The 16,612-nt window shown below is 43.4% G+C and carries 11 protein-coding genes; 8 read left to right on the top strand and 3 right to left on the bottom strand.

From position 1 onward, the window contains the following. Positions 1-56 precede the first annotated feature (56 nt). Positions 57-1,523 (top strand): CoA-acylating methylmalonate-semialdehyde dehydrogenase, encoded by a 1,467-nt coding sequence (locus M1J35_RS12855; RefSeq protein ID WP_224520188.1) that lies wholly within the window; start codon positions 57-59, stop codon positions 1,521-1,523. Between the two features lie 21 nt (positions 1,524-1,544). Then, a complete protein-coding gene (locus tag M1J35_RS12860; RefSeq protein ID WP_254651387.1) occupies positions 1,545-2,900 on the top strand; it encodes an aspartate aminotransferase family protein in 1,356 nt (451 codons plus the stop codon). A 33-nt stretch (positions 2,901-2,933) separates the two neighbouring features. On the opposite strand, the gene M1J35_RS12865 is transcribed toward M1J35_RS12860, so the two are convergent. Next, positions 2,934-3,860 carry a VanW family protein gene (locus M1J35_RS12865; RefSeq protein WP_254651388.1) on the bottom strand — a complete coding sequence of 309 codons (927 nt, stop codon included), beginning with the start codon at positions 3,858-3,860 and terminating at the stop codon, positions 2,934-2,936. Between the two features lie 140 nt (positions 3,861-4,000). Between M1J35_RS12865 and M1J35_RS12870 the strand changes: the two genes are divergently transcribed. The 4 genes from M1J35_RS12870 (at position 4,001) to mutL (ending at position 10,207) form a co-directional block, all read left to right on the top strand. Further along, positions 4,001-4,810: a hypothetical protein gene (locus tag M1J35_RS12870; protein ID WP_254651389.1), complete on the top strand. Its 810-nt coding sequence runs from the start codon at positions 4,001-4,003 to the stop codon at positions 4,808-4,810. Positions 4,811-4,942: 132 nt separating this feature from the next. Continuing rightward, the gene (locus M1J35_RS12875) at positions 4,943-5,545 is read left to right on the top strand and encodes a DedA family protein (protein WP_254651390.1); all 603 of its coding nucleotides are present in this window, start codon (positions 4,943-4,945) and stop codon (positions 5,543-5,545) included. Between the two features lie 162 nt (positions 5,546-5,707). Next, entirely contained in the window at positions 5,708-8,329 is a 2,622-nt protein-coding gene (gene mutS / locus M1J35_RS12880) for a DNA mismatch repair protein MutS (RefSeq protein WP_224520183.1), read from the top strand. A gap of 12 nt (positions 8,330-8,341) precedes the next feature. Next, entirely contained in the window at positions 8,342-10,207 is a 1,866-nt protein-coding gene (gene mutL / locus M1J35_RS12885; protein WP_254651391.1) for a DNA mismatch repair endonuclease MutL, read from the top strand. 41 nt (positions 10,208-10,248) lie between these two features. Here the strand turns inward: mutL and M1J35_RS12890 are convergent, their stop codons facing one another. Next, the gene (locus M1J35_RS12890) at positions 10,249-10,695 is read right to left on the bottom strand and encodes a DUF4385 domain-containing protein (RefSeq protein WP_254651392.1); all 447 of its coding nucleotides are present in this window, start codon (positions 10,693-10,695) and stop codon (positions 10,249-10,251) included. Positions 10,696-10,885: 190 nt separating this feature from the next. On the opposite strand from M1J35_RS12890, the gene M1J35_RS12895 reads away from it, so the two are divergent. Then, positions 10,886-11,923 carry a class I SAM-dependent methyltransferase gene (locus tag M1J35_RS12895; RefSeq protein ID WP_254651393.1) on the top strand — a complete coding sequence of 346 codons (1,038 nt, stop codon included), beginning with the start codon at positions 10,886-10,888 and terminating at the stop codon, positions 11,921-11,923. Positions 11,924-12,111: 188 nt separating this feature from the next. Beyond that, positions 12,112-14,481 carry a penicillin acylase family protein gene (locus M1J35_RS12900; RefSeq protein ID WP_254653753.1) on the top strand — a complete coding sequence of 790 codons (2,370 nt, stop codon included), beginning with the start codon at positions 12,112-12,114 and terminating at the stop codon, positions 14,479-14,481. 222 nt (positions 14,482-14,703) lie between these two features. Here the strand turns inward: M1J35_RS12900 and M1J35_RS12905 are convergent. Next, positions 14,704-16,061 (bottom strand): IS3 family transposase gene (locus M1J35_RS12905; RefSeq protein WP_254651394.1). Its coding sequence is split into 2 segments (ribosomal slippage): positions 14,704-15,590 and positions 15,590-16,061, totalling 1,359 coding nucleotides; the frame shifts between segments, so codons are not numbered across the junction. Positions 16,062-16,612 lie beyond the last annotated feature (551 nt).

Genomic DNA, 16,612 nt, shown 5'->3' on the forward strand with positions numbered 1-16,612 from the left:
AGAAATTTCTGAACTTCTTTGGGGTATTTTTAAAAAATAATAAGGAGGAACTGAATATGACTGTAATAAAAAAAGAGGTAGCAGTATTGAAAAATTACATTGGGGGTAAGTGGGTGGATTCCCTCAGCTCACAAACATTGGAAGTCTTAAATCCAGCCACAAATGAAGAAATTGCGAGGGTTCCGATATCTACTAAAGAAGACGTGGCGATGGCGGTAAAAGCTGCGAAGCATGCTTCAGAAACATGGAAGAAGACCCCGGTGCCAAAACGTGCCCGAATTCTGTATAAATATCATACACTGCTTTCAGACAATCACGATGAACTGGCCAGATTGGTGGTGCAGGAGAATGGGAAATCATTCAAAGAAGCGTATGGTGAAGTACAGCGTGGACTAGAATGTGTGGAATTCGCTTGCGGAGCACCCACTCTCATGATGGGAGAGACGCTCAGTGGGATAGCGGAAGATATTGACTCCGAAATGTTCCGCTATCCACTAGGTGTTGTAGGGGGGATTACTCCGTTCAACTTCCCGATGATGGTCCCGTTATGGATGTTCCCCCTTGCCATCGCCTGTGGAAATACGTTCGTATTGAAGCCATCTGAAAGAACCCCGATCTTAGCCAATAGACTTGCAGAGCTGTTAACGGAAGCGGGAATGCCTGATGGGGTCTTCAACGTAGTGCACGGTGCCCACGATGTGGTAAATGGCTTACTGGAGAACAAGGACATTGCGGCCATATCATTTGTCGGAAGCCAGCCTGTTGCGAAATATGTATATCAACAAGCCGCCTCACAAGGAAAAAGGGTGCAGGCACTATCAGGGGCAAAGAACCATCATATCGTCATGCCTGATGCAGATTTCAATAAAGCGGCTGAACATATAATCAGTTCAGCATTCGGCAGTGCAGGACAGAGATGCATGGCATGCAGTGCAGTAGTGGTGGTTGGAGACAACGAAGAGTTTGTAAAGGCTTTAAATAAAAAGGCAGACGAATTATGTATAGGGAACGGGATGGATGAGGAAGTGCTGCTGACTCCGGTCATTCGAAAGGAAAATCGGGAGAAGACTCTCGGTTATATAGAAAAAGGCATACAGGAAGGAGCGTCACTCATTAGGGATGGCCGTAAAGAGATGGAAGATTTCAAGGAAGGGAACTTCTTGGGGGCAACGATCTTTGACCATGTGACACCAGAAATGACGATTGCAAAAGAAGAAATGTTTGCACCTATCCTCAGCCTTCTAAGAGCTGAAGATCTGGACGGGGGACTGGATTACATCCGCCAGTCAAGATATGGTAATGGGGCTACGATCTACACGAAAGACGCCGGCGCCGTCCGACAGTTCAGGGAGGAAGCAGACGCAGGGATGCTGGGTATTAATGTGGGGGTTCCTGCGACAATGGCATTCTTCCCGTTTTCAGGGTGGAAAGACTCTTTCTATGGAGATATGCATGTAAATGGGAAGGACGGAGTAAATTTCTATACTAGGAAGAAAATGATCACTTCTCGATTTGATTTTTAATCAAGGTTAGGGGGAATTTTCATGGTAAAAGCAGGTCACTCTCAAGATGTATGGTTGAAGCAGGACGAGAAACTCATTTGGCACTCCATGAAACCATATAATCCCGAGGGAACGATGGTTGTGACGGAATCTCACGGATCGTGGATAACTGATCAGGATGGACAGAAGTATCTTGATGGTATGGCAGGATTATGGTGTGTTAACGTTGGGTATGGACGACAGGAGTTAGCAGAGGCAGCTTACGAACAGCTAAAGAAAATGGCTTACTTTCCTCTTACACAAAGTCATCAGCCGGCCATTGAACTTGCTGAGAAGTTAAATCAATTACTTGGTGATGAATATGTGATTTTCTTCTCCAACAGTGGATCTGAAGCCAATGAAACGGCCTTTAAGATCGCCCGCCAATATCATCAACAAAACGGTGAGCACGGAAGATATAAAATTTTCTCCCGGTATAGAGGATATCACGGTAATTCCATGGGGGCCCTGGCTGCTACAGGGCAGGCTCAGCGTAAATTCAAGTATGAACCATTAGCGCCTGGATTTCATCACATTGCTCCTCCCGACGCATACCGTGATGAAGTGACAGGGGAGGATCCCCACGATCTTCCAGGAGTGAAGGCGATTGATCAGGCCATGACATGGGAACTAAGTGAAACAGTCGCGGCATTGATCATGGAACCAATTATTACTGGCGGTGGAATCCTAATGCCGCAGGATGGCTATATGAAGGCGGCCAAAGAGGTGTGTGTGAAGCACGGTGCTCTTTTAATAGTAGATGAAGTGATTTGTGGTTTTGGACGGACCGGAAAGGCATTCGGCTTTATGAATTATGACGTAAAGCCAGATATCATCACAATGGCCAAGGGTATCACCAGTGCCTATCTTCCGTTATCCGCCACTGCTGTAAAGCGTGAGATCTATGAAGCCTTTAAGGGATCTGAAGAATATGATTATTTTCGTCATATCAACACATTCGGTGGAAATCCTGCAGCCTGTGCACTGGCTTTGAAGAACATTGAAATCATGGAAAATGAGAAACTCTTTGAACGGTCAAAAGACCTGGGGGAAAAAACATTGAATTCCTTGAAAAATCACCTCCAGGATCAACCCTATGTAGGGGATGTCAGAGGGAAGGGATTATTGATCGGAATTGAGATGGTGACTCATAAGGATACCAAGAAGCCATTGGAACTGGATAAAGTTAACGCAGTCATAGGATATTGTAAACAGAATGGAGTCATCATCGGAAAAAATGGTGCGACCGTGGCAGGATTCAACAATGTCCTGACCATATCACCTCCGTTGAACATCGAAGAAGAAGATCTGGAACGACTGGTATCGACTGTGATCAAGGGGATTCAACACCTTAAATAATTTGGTTAAAGGCATCTGCAAGTGCAGATGCCTTTAATTTTGTATGGAATGATCGACTTGTTTTTCCTGGGGTAATTCCCGTGAGGCGCTTGGGACCTTTCTTTTTTTTACATTGATAAGGTCAGATGAATGCACGGTTATGATCACTTGCCCGCCTGCAATTTTTGCCCGGATGAGAAGGGGCTGATTATAAGCATTTTTAAAGGTGAAATCGGGTCCGTACCAGCTCACGGTAGCATCTCTGCCCTCAGGGACATAAGGCACTCGTTTTGAGTGGTGATACCTTTCCAATATGGTTACGCCCGCTTGATCTACGGCATTATATAAGGTTGATGATACCTGGCAGATACCACCCCCGATATCTTCTGAAAGTTCCCCCCTTACAATGACTGGGGCTTTTTTATACCCCTTTTCTTTCGTTCTTTTTCCTACCACGCCATTAAAAGAGAATACTTCCCCTGGAAACACGACCGTATTGTTGATTTTTTTGGTTGCCAGGGTAATATTTTGCGTTCGCTCTTCATTACGTTTATTGAAGAACGTAACATACTGCCCGATCTTTTGTGTTCGTATGTGAGAGAGGATTTCACTGTCCACTTTTGGATATAACGTCAACAAAGGAGGTTCGATCACTCCCGATCCCTTTGATAACAGGAAACCTTCGACCAGACCACGGAATTTTCTTTCATGAAGCTTATAACCGGCTTCTTCGGGTACGATCCGGTTATGATTATTTATATAGGCATTTTGTGGAGGGGTGTAGACCCTATTCTGGACGTTTGAAACAACATCTTCATAGTGTTTCTCATTCATTAATGGCTCATCCAGTAATGGTACTTTCAGGTAGTGGCGGTCAACTGAAATGGGTGTGTCATTTGGTGACTGGATATGTAAGTGATCATGACTTCCCATTGCCGGAAACACTAGCATACCAATCGCAGTCAGTTTAAGTAAAAGCATATGAATCCTCCCTTTCATGGGTAGTATCCGTATAAAAAAGCTATTTCATGTTCGACTGCCATTTCCAAAAATTGAGCGAATGAACCTCCAACAAGGTGACCAAAACTAAGAGAAAAAATGAGGTTTCGTACATGCTTTTTATGATGAGATTCACAATCGTCCTGTCCATGTTCCTTGCCTTTGGAGTAAAATCCGCCGATGCCTTTCCGAGTTTTCAAGTAGAGGTACTTCCATGGGAACAAGTAAAGGAAATCATTCCAAACCACTCTTATTTTACGATTATTGATATAGATACAGGATTGTCTTTCAACGTGCAGAGAAGGGCAGGAAGTAAACATGCGGATGTTCAGCCGGTCACAGAAAAAGACACGAAAATAATGAAAGCCATTTATGGGGGAAAGTGGAGTTGGGATCGTCGTGCCATTCTGGTACTGGTTCATGACCAGCTCATCTCTGCCTCCATGAATGGAATGCCTCATGGTGCCGGAGCACTCCAAAATAATTTTCCAGGGCACTTCTGTGTCCATTTCTACGGAAGTACGACGCATAAGACCCCCACACCTGACTTAGCCCATAAAGTCATGATATTGAAAGCAGGTGGGGAATTGGACAGTTTCCTGTACCGCATGGATCCATATGAATTGATCAGTGTACTTGAGATTGCCATTAATCAGCACGATGAAGGACTTCTTTCAAAAGTAATGACGGGAAACAAACGTTCAATTAAAAAGGCACTTGCTTCGGTGGAACATTTCCGGATTACCCAAAGATCCATACTCCCCGTTGAGGACTTGCCTGCTCTTGTGGCGATGAAAGTACCATTCAAGGTGAAATGGATCAGGTCTAATCATTCACAGGGGGAAAAGGATGCTGTTTTTTATATACACAGGGATTCATTGGAGGATCAATGGAAAATAGATGGTCCAACATTCGCTGATGAAATCCATTAATGTACGAGTCAGCTAACATTAATTCCCTCCAGTGGGTGAAATCTTATCCTTTATATGAGTTTTCATTAGGTGATAGAGGGAAAAGAGTATATAAATGAATCGTGGAGGGAAAGACCGATGTTGGAGTTTGTCATGAAATTAATTAAGGAGTTGGGAATGTGGGGGTTATTCGCTGGAAATGCCATTGAAGCGTCCTCATTGCCTTTTCCAGGCGCCCTTGTGACGCTGACTTATGGATACGTCTTGGATCCATCCCCGATGAAGCTATTAATATTAGCGCTCACCAGCAGTGCCATCTATACCATTTTTAGTTTCATCCCTTATGGTATCGGGTTTAAACTGAAGGATAAGATCAAGGAAAAAACCAGTTCGAAGAAAATTGAAAAGGGGCAGAAGTGGTTTCGGAAATGTGGATTGTGGAGTATTGCGATTACGAGACCCCTCGGCATCGGTAACTATGTCTCCTATGTTGCAGGTATCAGTAAAGTGAATAAGTGGAAATTTGGAGGATTAACCTTTATAGGGATATTCCCGATCACCCTCACGATGTTAATAGTCGGGAAAAATGGTAACTTGAAGTCCGTTCAATCCTTGATGAGTCATATTCAGACCTATCTTCTCATCGGAGGGGCTGTGCTCCTGGTTGGGTACCTGCTATATAAGTTCGTGTATAAACCAAAATCAAAGTCCGCTTGTTTACAAGATGAAGCAACTATCGCCAAGCAAGCTGAATAAATAAAGGAAAGTTCGCTTCTGAAAATGGGAAGCGGATTTTTTTTGATTACAGGACAATACATCATGTGCTTCCTCAATCTACTACATGCTTCAACCCTGATCTGTATGATATAATGAATAGTCGAGAATAGCAGATTTACTTGGAAAGGTTTGAATGAAACCATGACACAATATACTCCAATGATAAAACAATACTTACAAGTAAAGGCAGAATACCAGGATGCCTTTTTATTTTTTCGTTTAGGCGATTTTTATGAAATGTTTTTTGATGATGCCGTCAAGGCATCCCAGGAACTTGAAATAACCTTAACAAGCCGTGATGGGGGTGGAAAGGAACGAATTCCCATGTGCGGTGTACCCTATCATTCTGCTCCTAATTACATAGAGCAGCTCATCGATAAAGGATTTAAAGTAGCGATATGCGAACAGACCGAAGATCCTAAGCAAGCCAAAGGGGTAGTGAGAAGGGAAGTCGTCCAGCTCATTACACCAGGCACGGTGATGGATGGGAAAGGTCTGAATGACAAAGAAAATAACTATATTGCTTCCGTCACCGCTTTTGATGATGATACGTATGGACTTGCCTATAGTGACCTTACAACAGGTGAAACCAAGGTGACGGTCGTTTCAGAAGGACTCCAGGCGTTGATGAATGAATTAGCCACCATCGGGGCGAAAGAAGTGGTCATCCATCCTGATCTTTCTGATGAAATTCAGGGCAGGATCAAAGAAAGAACCGATGTTACCTTATCCTTTGAGCAGGAATCGAATCCAGGACATGCTTTCACCCATCTGGTGGAACCACTGAAGCAAGGGAAACTCATCCAAGCTTCTTCACTCCTGTTCCATTATTTATTCCGAACACAGAAAAGGAGTTTGGATCACCTGCAAATCGTGGAAACGTATCAGCTTCACCAGTTTATGAAAATGGATTATTATTCGAAGCGGAACCTGGAGCTGACAGAAACCATCCGTTCCAAAGGGAAGAAAGGGTCACTTCTTTGGTTGTTGGATGAAACGATGACCGCGATGGGTGCCCGACTTTTGAAGCAATGGATCGATCGACCCCTCATAAACAAACAGGAAATCGAAAGGCGTCAGACAGTGGTGGAGGTGTTAATGGAACGCTTCTTTGAAAGGCAGGATCTGAGAGAACGACTGAAAGAAGTGTATGATCTCGAGAGGCTGGCTGGCCGCGTCGCCTTCGGAAATGTAAATGGACGTGATTTGATCCAGTTGAAAAAATCCCTGCAACAGATCCCCGTCTTAAAGCAATTGATCCAATCGCTGGAAAATGATGCAACGGATGAGCTTGTCGCAAGGCTCGACCCTTGTGAAGAGTTGACGGATCTTCTCGAAAAGGCATTGATCGAAAATCCCCCCTTGTCTATAAAAGAAGGAAGTTTGATTCAGGATGGATATCATGAGGAACTGGATCAATATCGTGATGCGAGTAAAAATGGTAAGTCGTGGATTGCGAAGCTTGAACGCGATGAAAGGGAAAGGACAGGAATAAGGTCACTTAAAGTAGGATTCAATCGGGTATTTGGTTACTATATCGAAGTAACGAGAGCGAATCTGCAGCACTTGGAAGAAGGACGTTATGAACGGAAACAGACTTTAACCAATGCGGAGCGGTTCATCACCCCGGAATTGAAAGAGAAAGAATCCCTCATCCTCCAGGCTGATGAAAAGAGTGTGGATTTAGAATATGAATTATTCATTGGAATACGAGAAAGGGTAAAGGAATTTATCCCGCGCCTGCAAAAACTGGCGAAACTTGTCAGTGAACTGGACGTTCTACAGTGCTTTGCTACAGTCAGCGAGAAACGTCATTACACCCGGCCTATTTTCAATGACGAAAGAAGGATCATCCTGAAGGATGGACGGCATCCCGTGGTGGAAAAGGTGATGGGTGCCCAGGAGTACGTTCCGAATGATTGTTATATGGACGAGGAAAGAGAAGTCTTTCTCATCACTGGACCCAATATGTCGGGTAAAAGCACCTATATGAGACAGGTGGCCCTAACGAGCATCCTGGCCCAGATCGGGTGTTATGTGCCTGCAAGTGAGGCAAATCTTCCTGTATTCGATCAGGTATTCACCCGCATTGGAGCTGCGGATGATTTGATCTCCGGTCAGAGTACATTCATGGTAGAAATGCTTGAGGCGAAGAATGCCATCATTCACGCGACTCAACAAAGTCTGATTCTGTTCGATGAAATTGGACGGGGCACATCCACTTATGACGGGATGGCATTGGCACAGGCAATCATTGAATACATCCATGAACATATCGGGGCAAAAACCTTATTCTCCACTCACTACCATGAATTAACGGTTCTTGAGGAAGAGTTGGCAAAAGTGAAAAATGTTCATGTAAGTGCGATGGAGCAAAATGGAAAACTTGTTTTTCTTCATAAAATCAAAGAGGGTGCGGCGGACAAAAGTTATGGAATACATGTTGCAGAACTCGCTGAACTGCCACAGGCCCTCATTCAGAGAGCGAATGAAATTCTTCTTGAGCTTGAACGGAAGGAAGAACCTTCATCTTCCAATGAAGTAGCGGCTTCAAGGGAGTCGTTTGTAGAAAAGCGGGGAACAAGTGAAGAAGATTTGGCTCAGCTATCCTTTTTTGGAGAAGAAAAATCGGAAAAGAAGGAGAAACTGAATTCCAAAGAAAAGAAATGTATAGAGGAATTGAAAAAATTGGATATCCTTGAAATGACGCCATTGGATGCTATGAATACATTATACGGGATCCAAAAGAAGTTAAAGCAATAAGGAGGTGGAACTGTGGTGAAAATATTTCAGCTTGATGATTCCCTTTCTAATAAAATCGCAGCAGGGGAAGTGGTGGAACGACCGGCTTCTGTGGTGAAAGAACTCCTTGAAAATAGCATCGATGCAGGTGGGACCGTCATCGAAATCCATATCGAGGAAGCTGGTTTACAATCCATACGCATCATTGATAATGGCGATGGAATTGAGAAGGAAGATGTCCAAACAGCCTTTAAGCGGCATGCAACGAGTAAGATCAAAGACGAAAATGATCTATTCCGGATCCGTACGTTGGGGTTCAGGGGAGAAGCACTTCCGAGTATTGCTTCTGTTTCTTATTTCACATTGAAAACCAGTACGGGTGAAGGTCCCGGTACGAGTATTGAACTCCAAGGTGGAGAAGTCCATTCGATCGAAAGCACGTCGTCCAGAAAAGGAACGGACATCACAGTTTCACAACTGTTCTTCAATACACCTGCACGGTTAAAATACATGAAAACCATTCATACGGAGCTTGGGAATATAACGGATGTAGTGAATCGGATTGCCCTTGCCCATCCTTTTGTCTCGATCAAGCTTCTCCATAACGGTAAATCGCTTTTGCACACGAATGGAAATGGGGATGTCCGGCAGGTCCTTGCCGCGATTTACGGAGTCGGGATAGCGAAGAAGATGGTACCGATCGAAGTGGAGTCCCTTGATTTTAAAGTAAAAGGATTCATTTCCCTTCCTGAGGTCACCCGGGCATCAAGGAATTACATTTCGACGATGATCAACGGGAGATTCATCAAGAACTATGCACTGGCGAAAGCGATCGGGGAAGGATATCACACACTTCTCCCCATCGGACGACATCCCATCGTGCTCCTTAGTATCGAGATGGACCCGATCCTGGTGGATGTGAATGTGCATCCATCGAAAATGGAGGTCCGCATCAGTAAGGAAGCAGAGCTCAATGCGTTGGTGACGGAAGGAATCAAGAGGGTGTTTAAAGGAAAGGAACTGATTCCGTCAGGAGCCCTCTCACCTAAACTGGCTCAACCGAAGTCGGAGCAGACATACATGAATCTCGATCACGCCGCTAAGCGACCAGAAGGTAGATATGGGAACAGTGACTCCGTCCGGGAGCCGTTGCTGTCTAAAGAAGAGATGGTGAAGCTGTATGAGCCGCAGCCACCTGTCATTGAGGCGGAAGACAGCATCGGATCAAATGAGGAACCTCTTCAACGGTACCCTGTCGAGGAAGAAGAATCCCGGGAACAACCTATACAAGATATCGACGAGGAAAAGGAAACACCCAGGGTTCCCACTCTTTATCTTGTCGGGCAAATGCATGGTACGTATATATTCGCCCAAAATGAACGTGGTCTTTATATCATTGATCAGCATGCGGCTCAGGAACGGATAAAGTATGAATTTTATAAAGAGAAAGTGGGGCAGGTCGCGAAAGAGCTTCAGGAACTCCTTGTTCCCCTTACACTTGAGTTCTCCACGGATGAGTATATAAAGATCAATGAATCACGTTCTCTCCTTGAAGAAGTAGGGGTTTTCCTTGAGGACTTCGGATACAACAGTTTCATCGTACGTGCCCATCCACAGTGGTTTCCTAAAGGGGAAGAGCAGGAAACCATCGAAGACATGATTGAGCAGATCATCAAGATGAACAAGGTCGATATTAAAAAGCTCAGGGAAGAAGCAGCCATTATGATGAGTTGCAAGGGATCCATTAAAGCAAATCATCATTTGAGGAATGAGGATATGCAGGCGCTGCTGGATGAATTAAGAAGAACCAGCGATCCATTTACCTGTCCTCACGGTCGACCGATTATCATTCATTATTCCACCTATGAAATGGAAAAAATGTTTAAACGGATTATGTAATGGAATGAATGGGGATGAGCCTTTACAAGGTTCATCCCCATTCAACCATATTTGTTTTGATGTTCCTTTTTTCTTGTCAGATAGTCTTCATCCTCTCTCGCCAATTTCCATTTCTCCTCAAATATGGCGGCTGATTCAGCTTTCTGTTCATCTATCTTTCGATCATTGATATCCCCATCGTTATCGTATTTTTTTCCCCCAGGATAATTGGCGTACCTTCTGGCCCTCGTATAGCCCATCTGAAGGAATTTCCTTGCCATATCCATTCCCACAAAATCATTCTCCTCCTTATATTGAAGAAACATGCGATAAATGGTACTTGAGGATTCTTCTGCAATATCCGGTGTTTTAAAACGCCATTCTGGAAGGATTTCGCTTTTATAGGGCTCTACAAGTAAAACGCCTTGTTCCCCGCGGCCTACACGGTATTTTTCAGGGTATTTACGAAAATCAATGGAATCAAAATCAATGTCATAATCAAAACTCAAGACCCTCACCTCCTGACTATCTTCTACCCATAATCCTAATACGGATAAACGAAGAGGAGTTTCTATGAAAAGTTACAATAATAATATTATGGTAACCAGATGAAGATTCATGCTAATAGAGGATTTTCAAGTCTTTTCTTTAATGTATATAGAAAGGATGTAAGCGCTCTTTTTTTGAGGGGGAAGAAGTATGATTGAAGTTGAAACGTCTTTAAACAATGAATCTGTTCAGGAAGAAACATATTTGACGGCATCTTATCGAGTGGATAAAAGGCAGTTTTCTGAAAAGGAATATAATAAATTTGTAAAGTTGAAGGGGGTCAGGGATTGGTCCACATTAACTTGGAAGGACGTTGGTCGGCCTTATGAGGTGACGTCCTTTGCTAAAGAAAAAAAGGATTGGGAAAAAGAAAAAGGAAAATCACTACCCGTCCATACGTCTTGGGAAATGTTTAATCGCTCTTTCCATGAATGGTTTGTGAAAGATGTGCCTGCAGAAACGAAGGAAAGTAGAAGTCGCATCGTCAGGAATGCTTTGAAATTAAATATAAAAGAATCCACGGAAGCATTAGGGGATCACCTCAGGCTGCATCTCTGGAATTATGTGCACAGAATTCAGGATGGTGTGTGGGATCCCAGGGGGAAGAGGGCCTTATTCAGCGGACTGGATGTCGTTAAGCCGAAAATATTATTTTTAGGGGCAGCTGAAGGGTATGAAGCCATGCAGCTTTCAGCCCTCTATCCCGGCAGTGAAATCGTGATGGTCGATTATGATTCGTTTTGTCGTGATATCCGGTATCGGGAATTTCCGGAAACGTACCCCTTCCTCGGGCCAAATCCCTCCACAGGTGGATGGAAAACGTATTATAAAGGTGACTTTAAGACAACATACATCGTCTCGGATATCAGGGACTTATCGTTCGGAAGGGAGTTTGACATCGTTTTGAGTGTTGGGCTATTAGAACATTTTCCCGATGATTATAAGTCAGAAGTGATAGAGTGGCATCGGAAATTTTTGAAGCCAAATGGATACATGGTCCTGACTACACCAAGGGCTCAGCTTAAATCCAAAGTCTATTACGAAGTGATGGCGGATGTGATGAACCACACGTACAGGGAATTGATGACCATCGAACAGATGGGTCTGTATTTATATGAAAATGGGGCGGATATTTTACAGCACGGGTACATTAAAGTTCATAATGGAATCATTGCTAAAATAAGGTAAGAAATCACAAGCATTCAATTGATCCCCTTTCAATCGAATGCTTTTTTTTTTTAGCTGTTGATTCGTCCATTATGAAAATTCTCCTTTTTAAGAGCAGGATTTTTCTCCTGAAGGGCTAATATTAAAGATATAATCATTTTTCAGAAAATTCTATATATAAACTGGGGGATATTAGAATGGATGGAGGCATTGAGCTTCAGCATCAGAAAAAGAATAAACGTCTGAAAATAACGCTGTGGACCGCAGGGAGTATATTGTTTATCCTCCTCGGACTGTTGATCTTTGCAAATTATTATATTGACAGGTCCCTTCCCGTTACAACCGGAACCCTTACACTGAAGGGATTATCAAAGGAAGTGACAATCATAAGAGACAACGATGGCGTGCCGCATATTCATGCTCAAAATGAAAAAGATCTTTATATGGCACAAGGATATGTTCAAGCGCAGGATCGTTTGTTCCAAATGGATCTAAGCAGGCGCCAGGCATCGGGAAGACTGAGTGAAGTCGTCGGAGAGAAGGCGGTTGATCGGGACAAGTTCTTCCGTACATTTGGTTTGAGGAGGGCAGCGGAGGTATCCTTTACCGCCTATCCGGATGAAGCAAAGCAGCTTCTGGAATGGTATGCCGAGGGAGTCAATGCATACATGGAAGAAGCCCAGGATGGGGGAAGGCTCCCTATTGAATTCACTCTATTAGGCTACAAACCTGAGAAATGGACACCGATTGATTCTTTGACCATAGGGAAATACATGGCTTTCGACTTGGGGGGGCATTGGCAGGGACAGGCCTTCAGGTACTGGGCGTTGGATAATCTGTCGAAGGAGAAGGCTTATGACCTGTTTCCGACTTATCCGAAAGATGCACCTACCATTCTCTCAGATATAGGAGAGTTACAGATTGATTTCAAGCAATCATTCGCTGCAGCAGTCATACCGCCGGAATTTAACGGAAGCAATAACTGGGTTGTCAGCGGAGATAAGACAAAAAGCGGAAAGCCATTACTGGCAGATGATCCACATCTATCACTGGGGACACCTTCCATATGGTATCAAATGCAGCTCGAATCACCTGAAGTCAATGTAAGTGGAGTGATCTTTGCCGGAATTCCCGGGATTATCCTGGGCCATAATGAACAGATTGCATGGGGGGTCACCAACACAGGTCCCGATGTACAGGACTTGTATATTGAAAAGCGTAGCGAGGAAGATCCCAATCTGTTTTTGTATGATGGGAAATGGGAAAAGGCAACCATCGTACAAGAACCGATCAAGGTAAAAGATGGTGGGACCATACCTTATAAAGTCACCATAACGAGGCATGGGCCGGTGATTTCGGAGTTTGCTCATCAAGATGAGGCAAAAGAAGTAATGTCCATGAGATGGACCGCTTTGGATCCGAGTCTTGAGCTCTCCGCCATCATCAATATCAATAAGGCGAAGAACTGGGACGAATTCGAAGAAGCCTTGGAAGACTTTCATGTTCCTACCCAGAATTTCGTATTTGCTTCTAAAGATGGCACGATTGCATACAAGGCAAATGGAAAGATTCCGATCAGGAAAAAAGGGGATGGGCTACTGCCTGTTCCAGGATGGGACCCTGATTATGACTGGCAGGGCTTCATTCCCTTTGACGAACTTCCGAAAGTGATCAACCCTGAATCAGGCTATGTGGCAACAGCGAATAATAAAGTTGTAACAGATGATTATCCTTACCATATCAGTCATCACTGGGCACAACCGTATCGATATATGAGAATCTCAGAATACTTAGAAGGAAAAAGTGATCTGACGATTTCTGATATGAAAGCATTGCAAATGGATCAATTGAATTTGCATGCACGGGAATTTGTTCCTATCCTTATTAAGGATATGGAATCCGTTTCATTGAATGGTGATCAAAGGAAAGCCATTGAGATGTTGAAATCATGGAATTATTTGGATGATAAAGATTTGGCTGCACCCCTGATCTTTCATCAGTGGATGAACGAAATATCAACGGGACTTTTTGAAAAGGATGTACCGGATGATATGATGAAGCTCTTTGAAGGGCGTCAAAGTGTTGTGGATGAACTCATCCGAAAAGCTCATAAAGGAGAGGAGTCCGAGTGGTTTGCAGATCAAGAAGGATACGAGACATTTTTGGCTAAATCCCTTGGAGGTGCACTGAGCGAGCTTGAGGAAGCATATGGATCTTCCATGGAAGAATGGGAGTGGGGAATGTACCATAGAGTCTACTTCGAACATCCATTGTCAAGCGCTTCCCCTATTTTAAAAAGGTTCTTAAATGAAAAAGATCCTGTACCTGTAGGTGGGAGCAGGGTCACAGTGGAAGCTGCAAGTTATAATGACGAAGGTATCGTGAATCACGGAGCTTCATGGAGATTCGCGATCGATACTTCCGATATGGAGAACGGCTATCATATTGTCGGCCCGGGACAGGCGGGTCATTACAAGAGTGAATGGTATCAAGATCAAATTGACGCTTGGGTAAATGGAGATTATCATAAAACCTCACTTGCAGGCTCGAAAGGAGATCAATTGATACTAAAACCATAACAAGTCTAAGAGGTTGAGACAAAAGAGTTTTGTTAAAAGAAAATCCGAACGATCATTCGAAATCGTTCGGATTTATCATTTAGCTGTATACGTAAATACAGGTGGTTTTGGATGTAGTGAGTAGTGGTTGATTACAGCTCAAGTTGCTCGCTTTCCGCGGGGCTGGCGGTGAGCCTCCTCGGGCTAAATGCACTGGCCCCATAATGTTGGACACTTAAATTTCTAAGCAGCTAATTCAGTACTTACTCGATAAGCTACCGGACTTTTTCGTTTTAACCTTGATTTGATTCTCAGGTGATTGTAGTAATACATGTATTCTTTCAGTTCTTCTTTAAAGTGCTCGATACTATCAAATTCCTGTAAGTAAAGGAACTCAGACTTCATTATCCCAAAAAAGTTCTCCATTACCGAGTTGTCGTAACAGTTTCCTTTACGAGACATACTTTGGGTGATGTTATGTTTTTTCAGTGTCCTTCGGTACTGAGCCATTTGATAATGCCACCCTTGATCTGAATGGATTAAGAGCTCATCGTCTTCATTTACATGTTTTAATCCTTGTTCTAACATCTTCTCGACCAAGTCAAATGTCGGCCTTGATTGGAGCGTATAGGTAATGATCTCTCCGTTAAATAGGTCTAGAATGGGGGACAGATAGAGCTTTTGACCGAACAGTTTGAACTCCGTTACGTCTGTCACCCATTTTTGATTAGGTTTATCGGCTCTAAAATTACGATTTAGGATGTTGGGAGCCACTTTGCCAACTTTCCCTTTGTAGGATTTATATTTTTTCATTCGCACAATGCATTTAAGGCCCAATTCTCTCATGATCCGAAGAACTTTCTTTTTGTTAATATCGTGACCTTTTTCTTGAAGAACGTCCGTAATGCGACGGTACCCAAGACGTCCTGAGTGTCTATGATAGATGAAATTAATTCTTCTTTTCCATTTACGATCAGGATCTGGTTGGTCTAATTTTTTTGTGATGTGATAGTAAGTACTTTTAGGAAGCTTAGCTACTTTTATCATTCTAGTCACCGGGAATTCGTTCCTTAGTTCAAATACTACTTTCGCTTTGATTTCGTTGGTGATGGTTCTTCCTGAACTAAGGTATTTAGCTTTTTTAAATACGCATTCTCCATACGTAGGTATTCCAGTTCTTTTTTCATATCTTCCATCGTTTGGTTAGAAGAGTTATCTTTGATCTTCTTATTCTTATGGTTAGATGTCATTGTAGAAGGCCTCATTTCTAATGATCCGAAGGCATCTTCTCCAGCTCTTTCCCACTTTTTCACCCACCTACGAACCATACAGGGGTCTGGGATATGAAAAATGGCTGATGCCTCTCGAATGGAGCAATTCTTCTCCGTAATAAATTGAATTACCCTCAGTTTAAAGGCAGAAGGATAGTTTGTATAGGGAAAGGTAAAGGCTTGGTCCCCGTGGTGACGAACTAACATCACCCAATAGCGCAGAACAGATTGATCAACCCCCACTTGATTGGCAAGATCTCGATAACTAACGAGTTCATTAAGATAACGTTTAGCAGCTTTCAGTTTAGATTCTTGAGTAAACTTGGCCATACGTGCTGGCACCTCCTATTGTTGGTTGGGGTGTCCAACAATAGGGGGGCAACTCAAAAGCCCTGCGGGGTCTCACCTGTCTAGCTACGGCGGCTAGCTCCTCGAGGTCATAAGCTAAATGGACCAAGAAGGCAAAAGACGCCTTCTAGGCCCATTCATCTTATGCTTGTCGGGGCTGGGCGAGCCGCCTCCGCTTTTCTTACTGTCCAGCGTTTCCCGCAGGAGTCGAGCAACTTCCGCTCCAATCAACTTTCCAAGCGTAAGTGTTTCACTGCAACATTGAAGAGTCCCATTGCATAAACCAATATAAAGTTCCAATGATCAATTACCGTTACTTATATAAATACTTTTACTTACCTGATGTGAATGACTCATTTTGCTCCGAATGATCAAAACATCCGAGAACTATAAAGTCTTTGTATGAATAACAACCATTTTGAAACGGGACTTTTAAAATTTTTGCTAAAGTTTATACACTGTAGAGAGCAGGATCTAGCTTTTGATTGGAGTGCAAGACGAAGACTCCTACGGGAAAAGCGGAATAGGTAAGA

This window comes from Rossellomorea sp. KS-H15a (assembly GCF_024195245.1).
Classification (GTDB): Bacteria; Bacillota; Bacilli; order Bacillales; family Bacillaceae_B; genus Rossellomorea; species Rossellomorea vietnamensis.

What these genes read in the sequence shown, in the direction of transcription:
- M1J35_RS12870 (WP_254651389.1), top strand. Translation starts at nt 4,001, where the DNA reads ATGATGAGATTCACAATCGTCCTGTCCATGTTCCTTGCCTTTGGAGTA.
- M1J35_RS12865 (WP_254651388.1), bottom strand. Translation starts at nt 3,860, where the DNA reads ATGCTTTTACTTAAACTGACTGCGATTGGTATGCTAGTGTTTCCGGCA.
- M1J35_RS12895 (WP_254651393.1), top strand. Translation starts at nt 10,886, where the DNA reads ATGATTGAAGTTGAAACGTCTTTAAACAATGAATCTGTTCAGGAAGAA.
- mutS (WP_224520183.1), top strand. Translation starts at nt 5,708, where the DNA reads ATGACACAATATACTCCAATGATAAAACAATACTTACAAGTAAAGGCA.
- M1J35_RS12855 (WP_224520188.1), top strand. Translation starts at nt 57, where the DNA reads ATGACTGTAATAAAAAAAGAGGTAGCAGTATTGAAAAATTACATTGGG.
- M1J35_RS12860 (WP_254651387.1), top strand. Translation starts at nt 1,545, where the DNA reads ATGGTAAAAGCAGGTCACTCTCAAGATGTATGGTTGAAGCAGGACGAG.
- M1J35_RS12875 (WP_254651390.1), top strand. Translation starts at nt 4,943, where the DNA reads ATGAAATTAATTAAGGAGTTGGGAATGTGGGGGTTATTCGCTGGAAAT.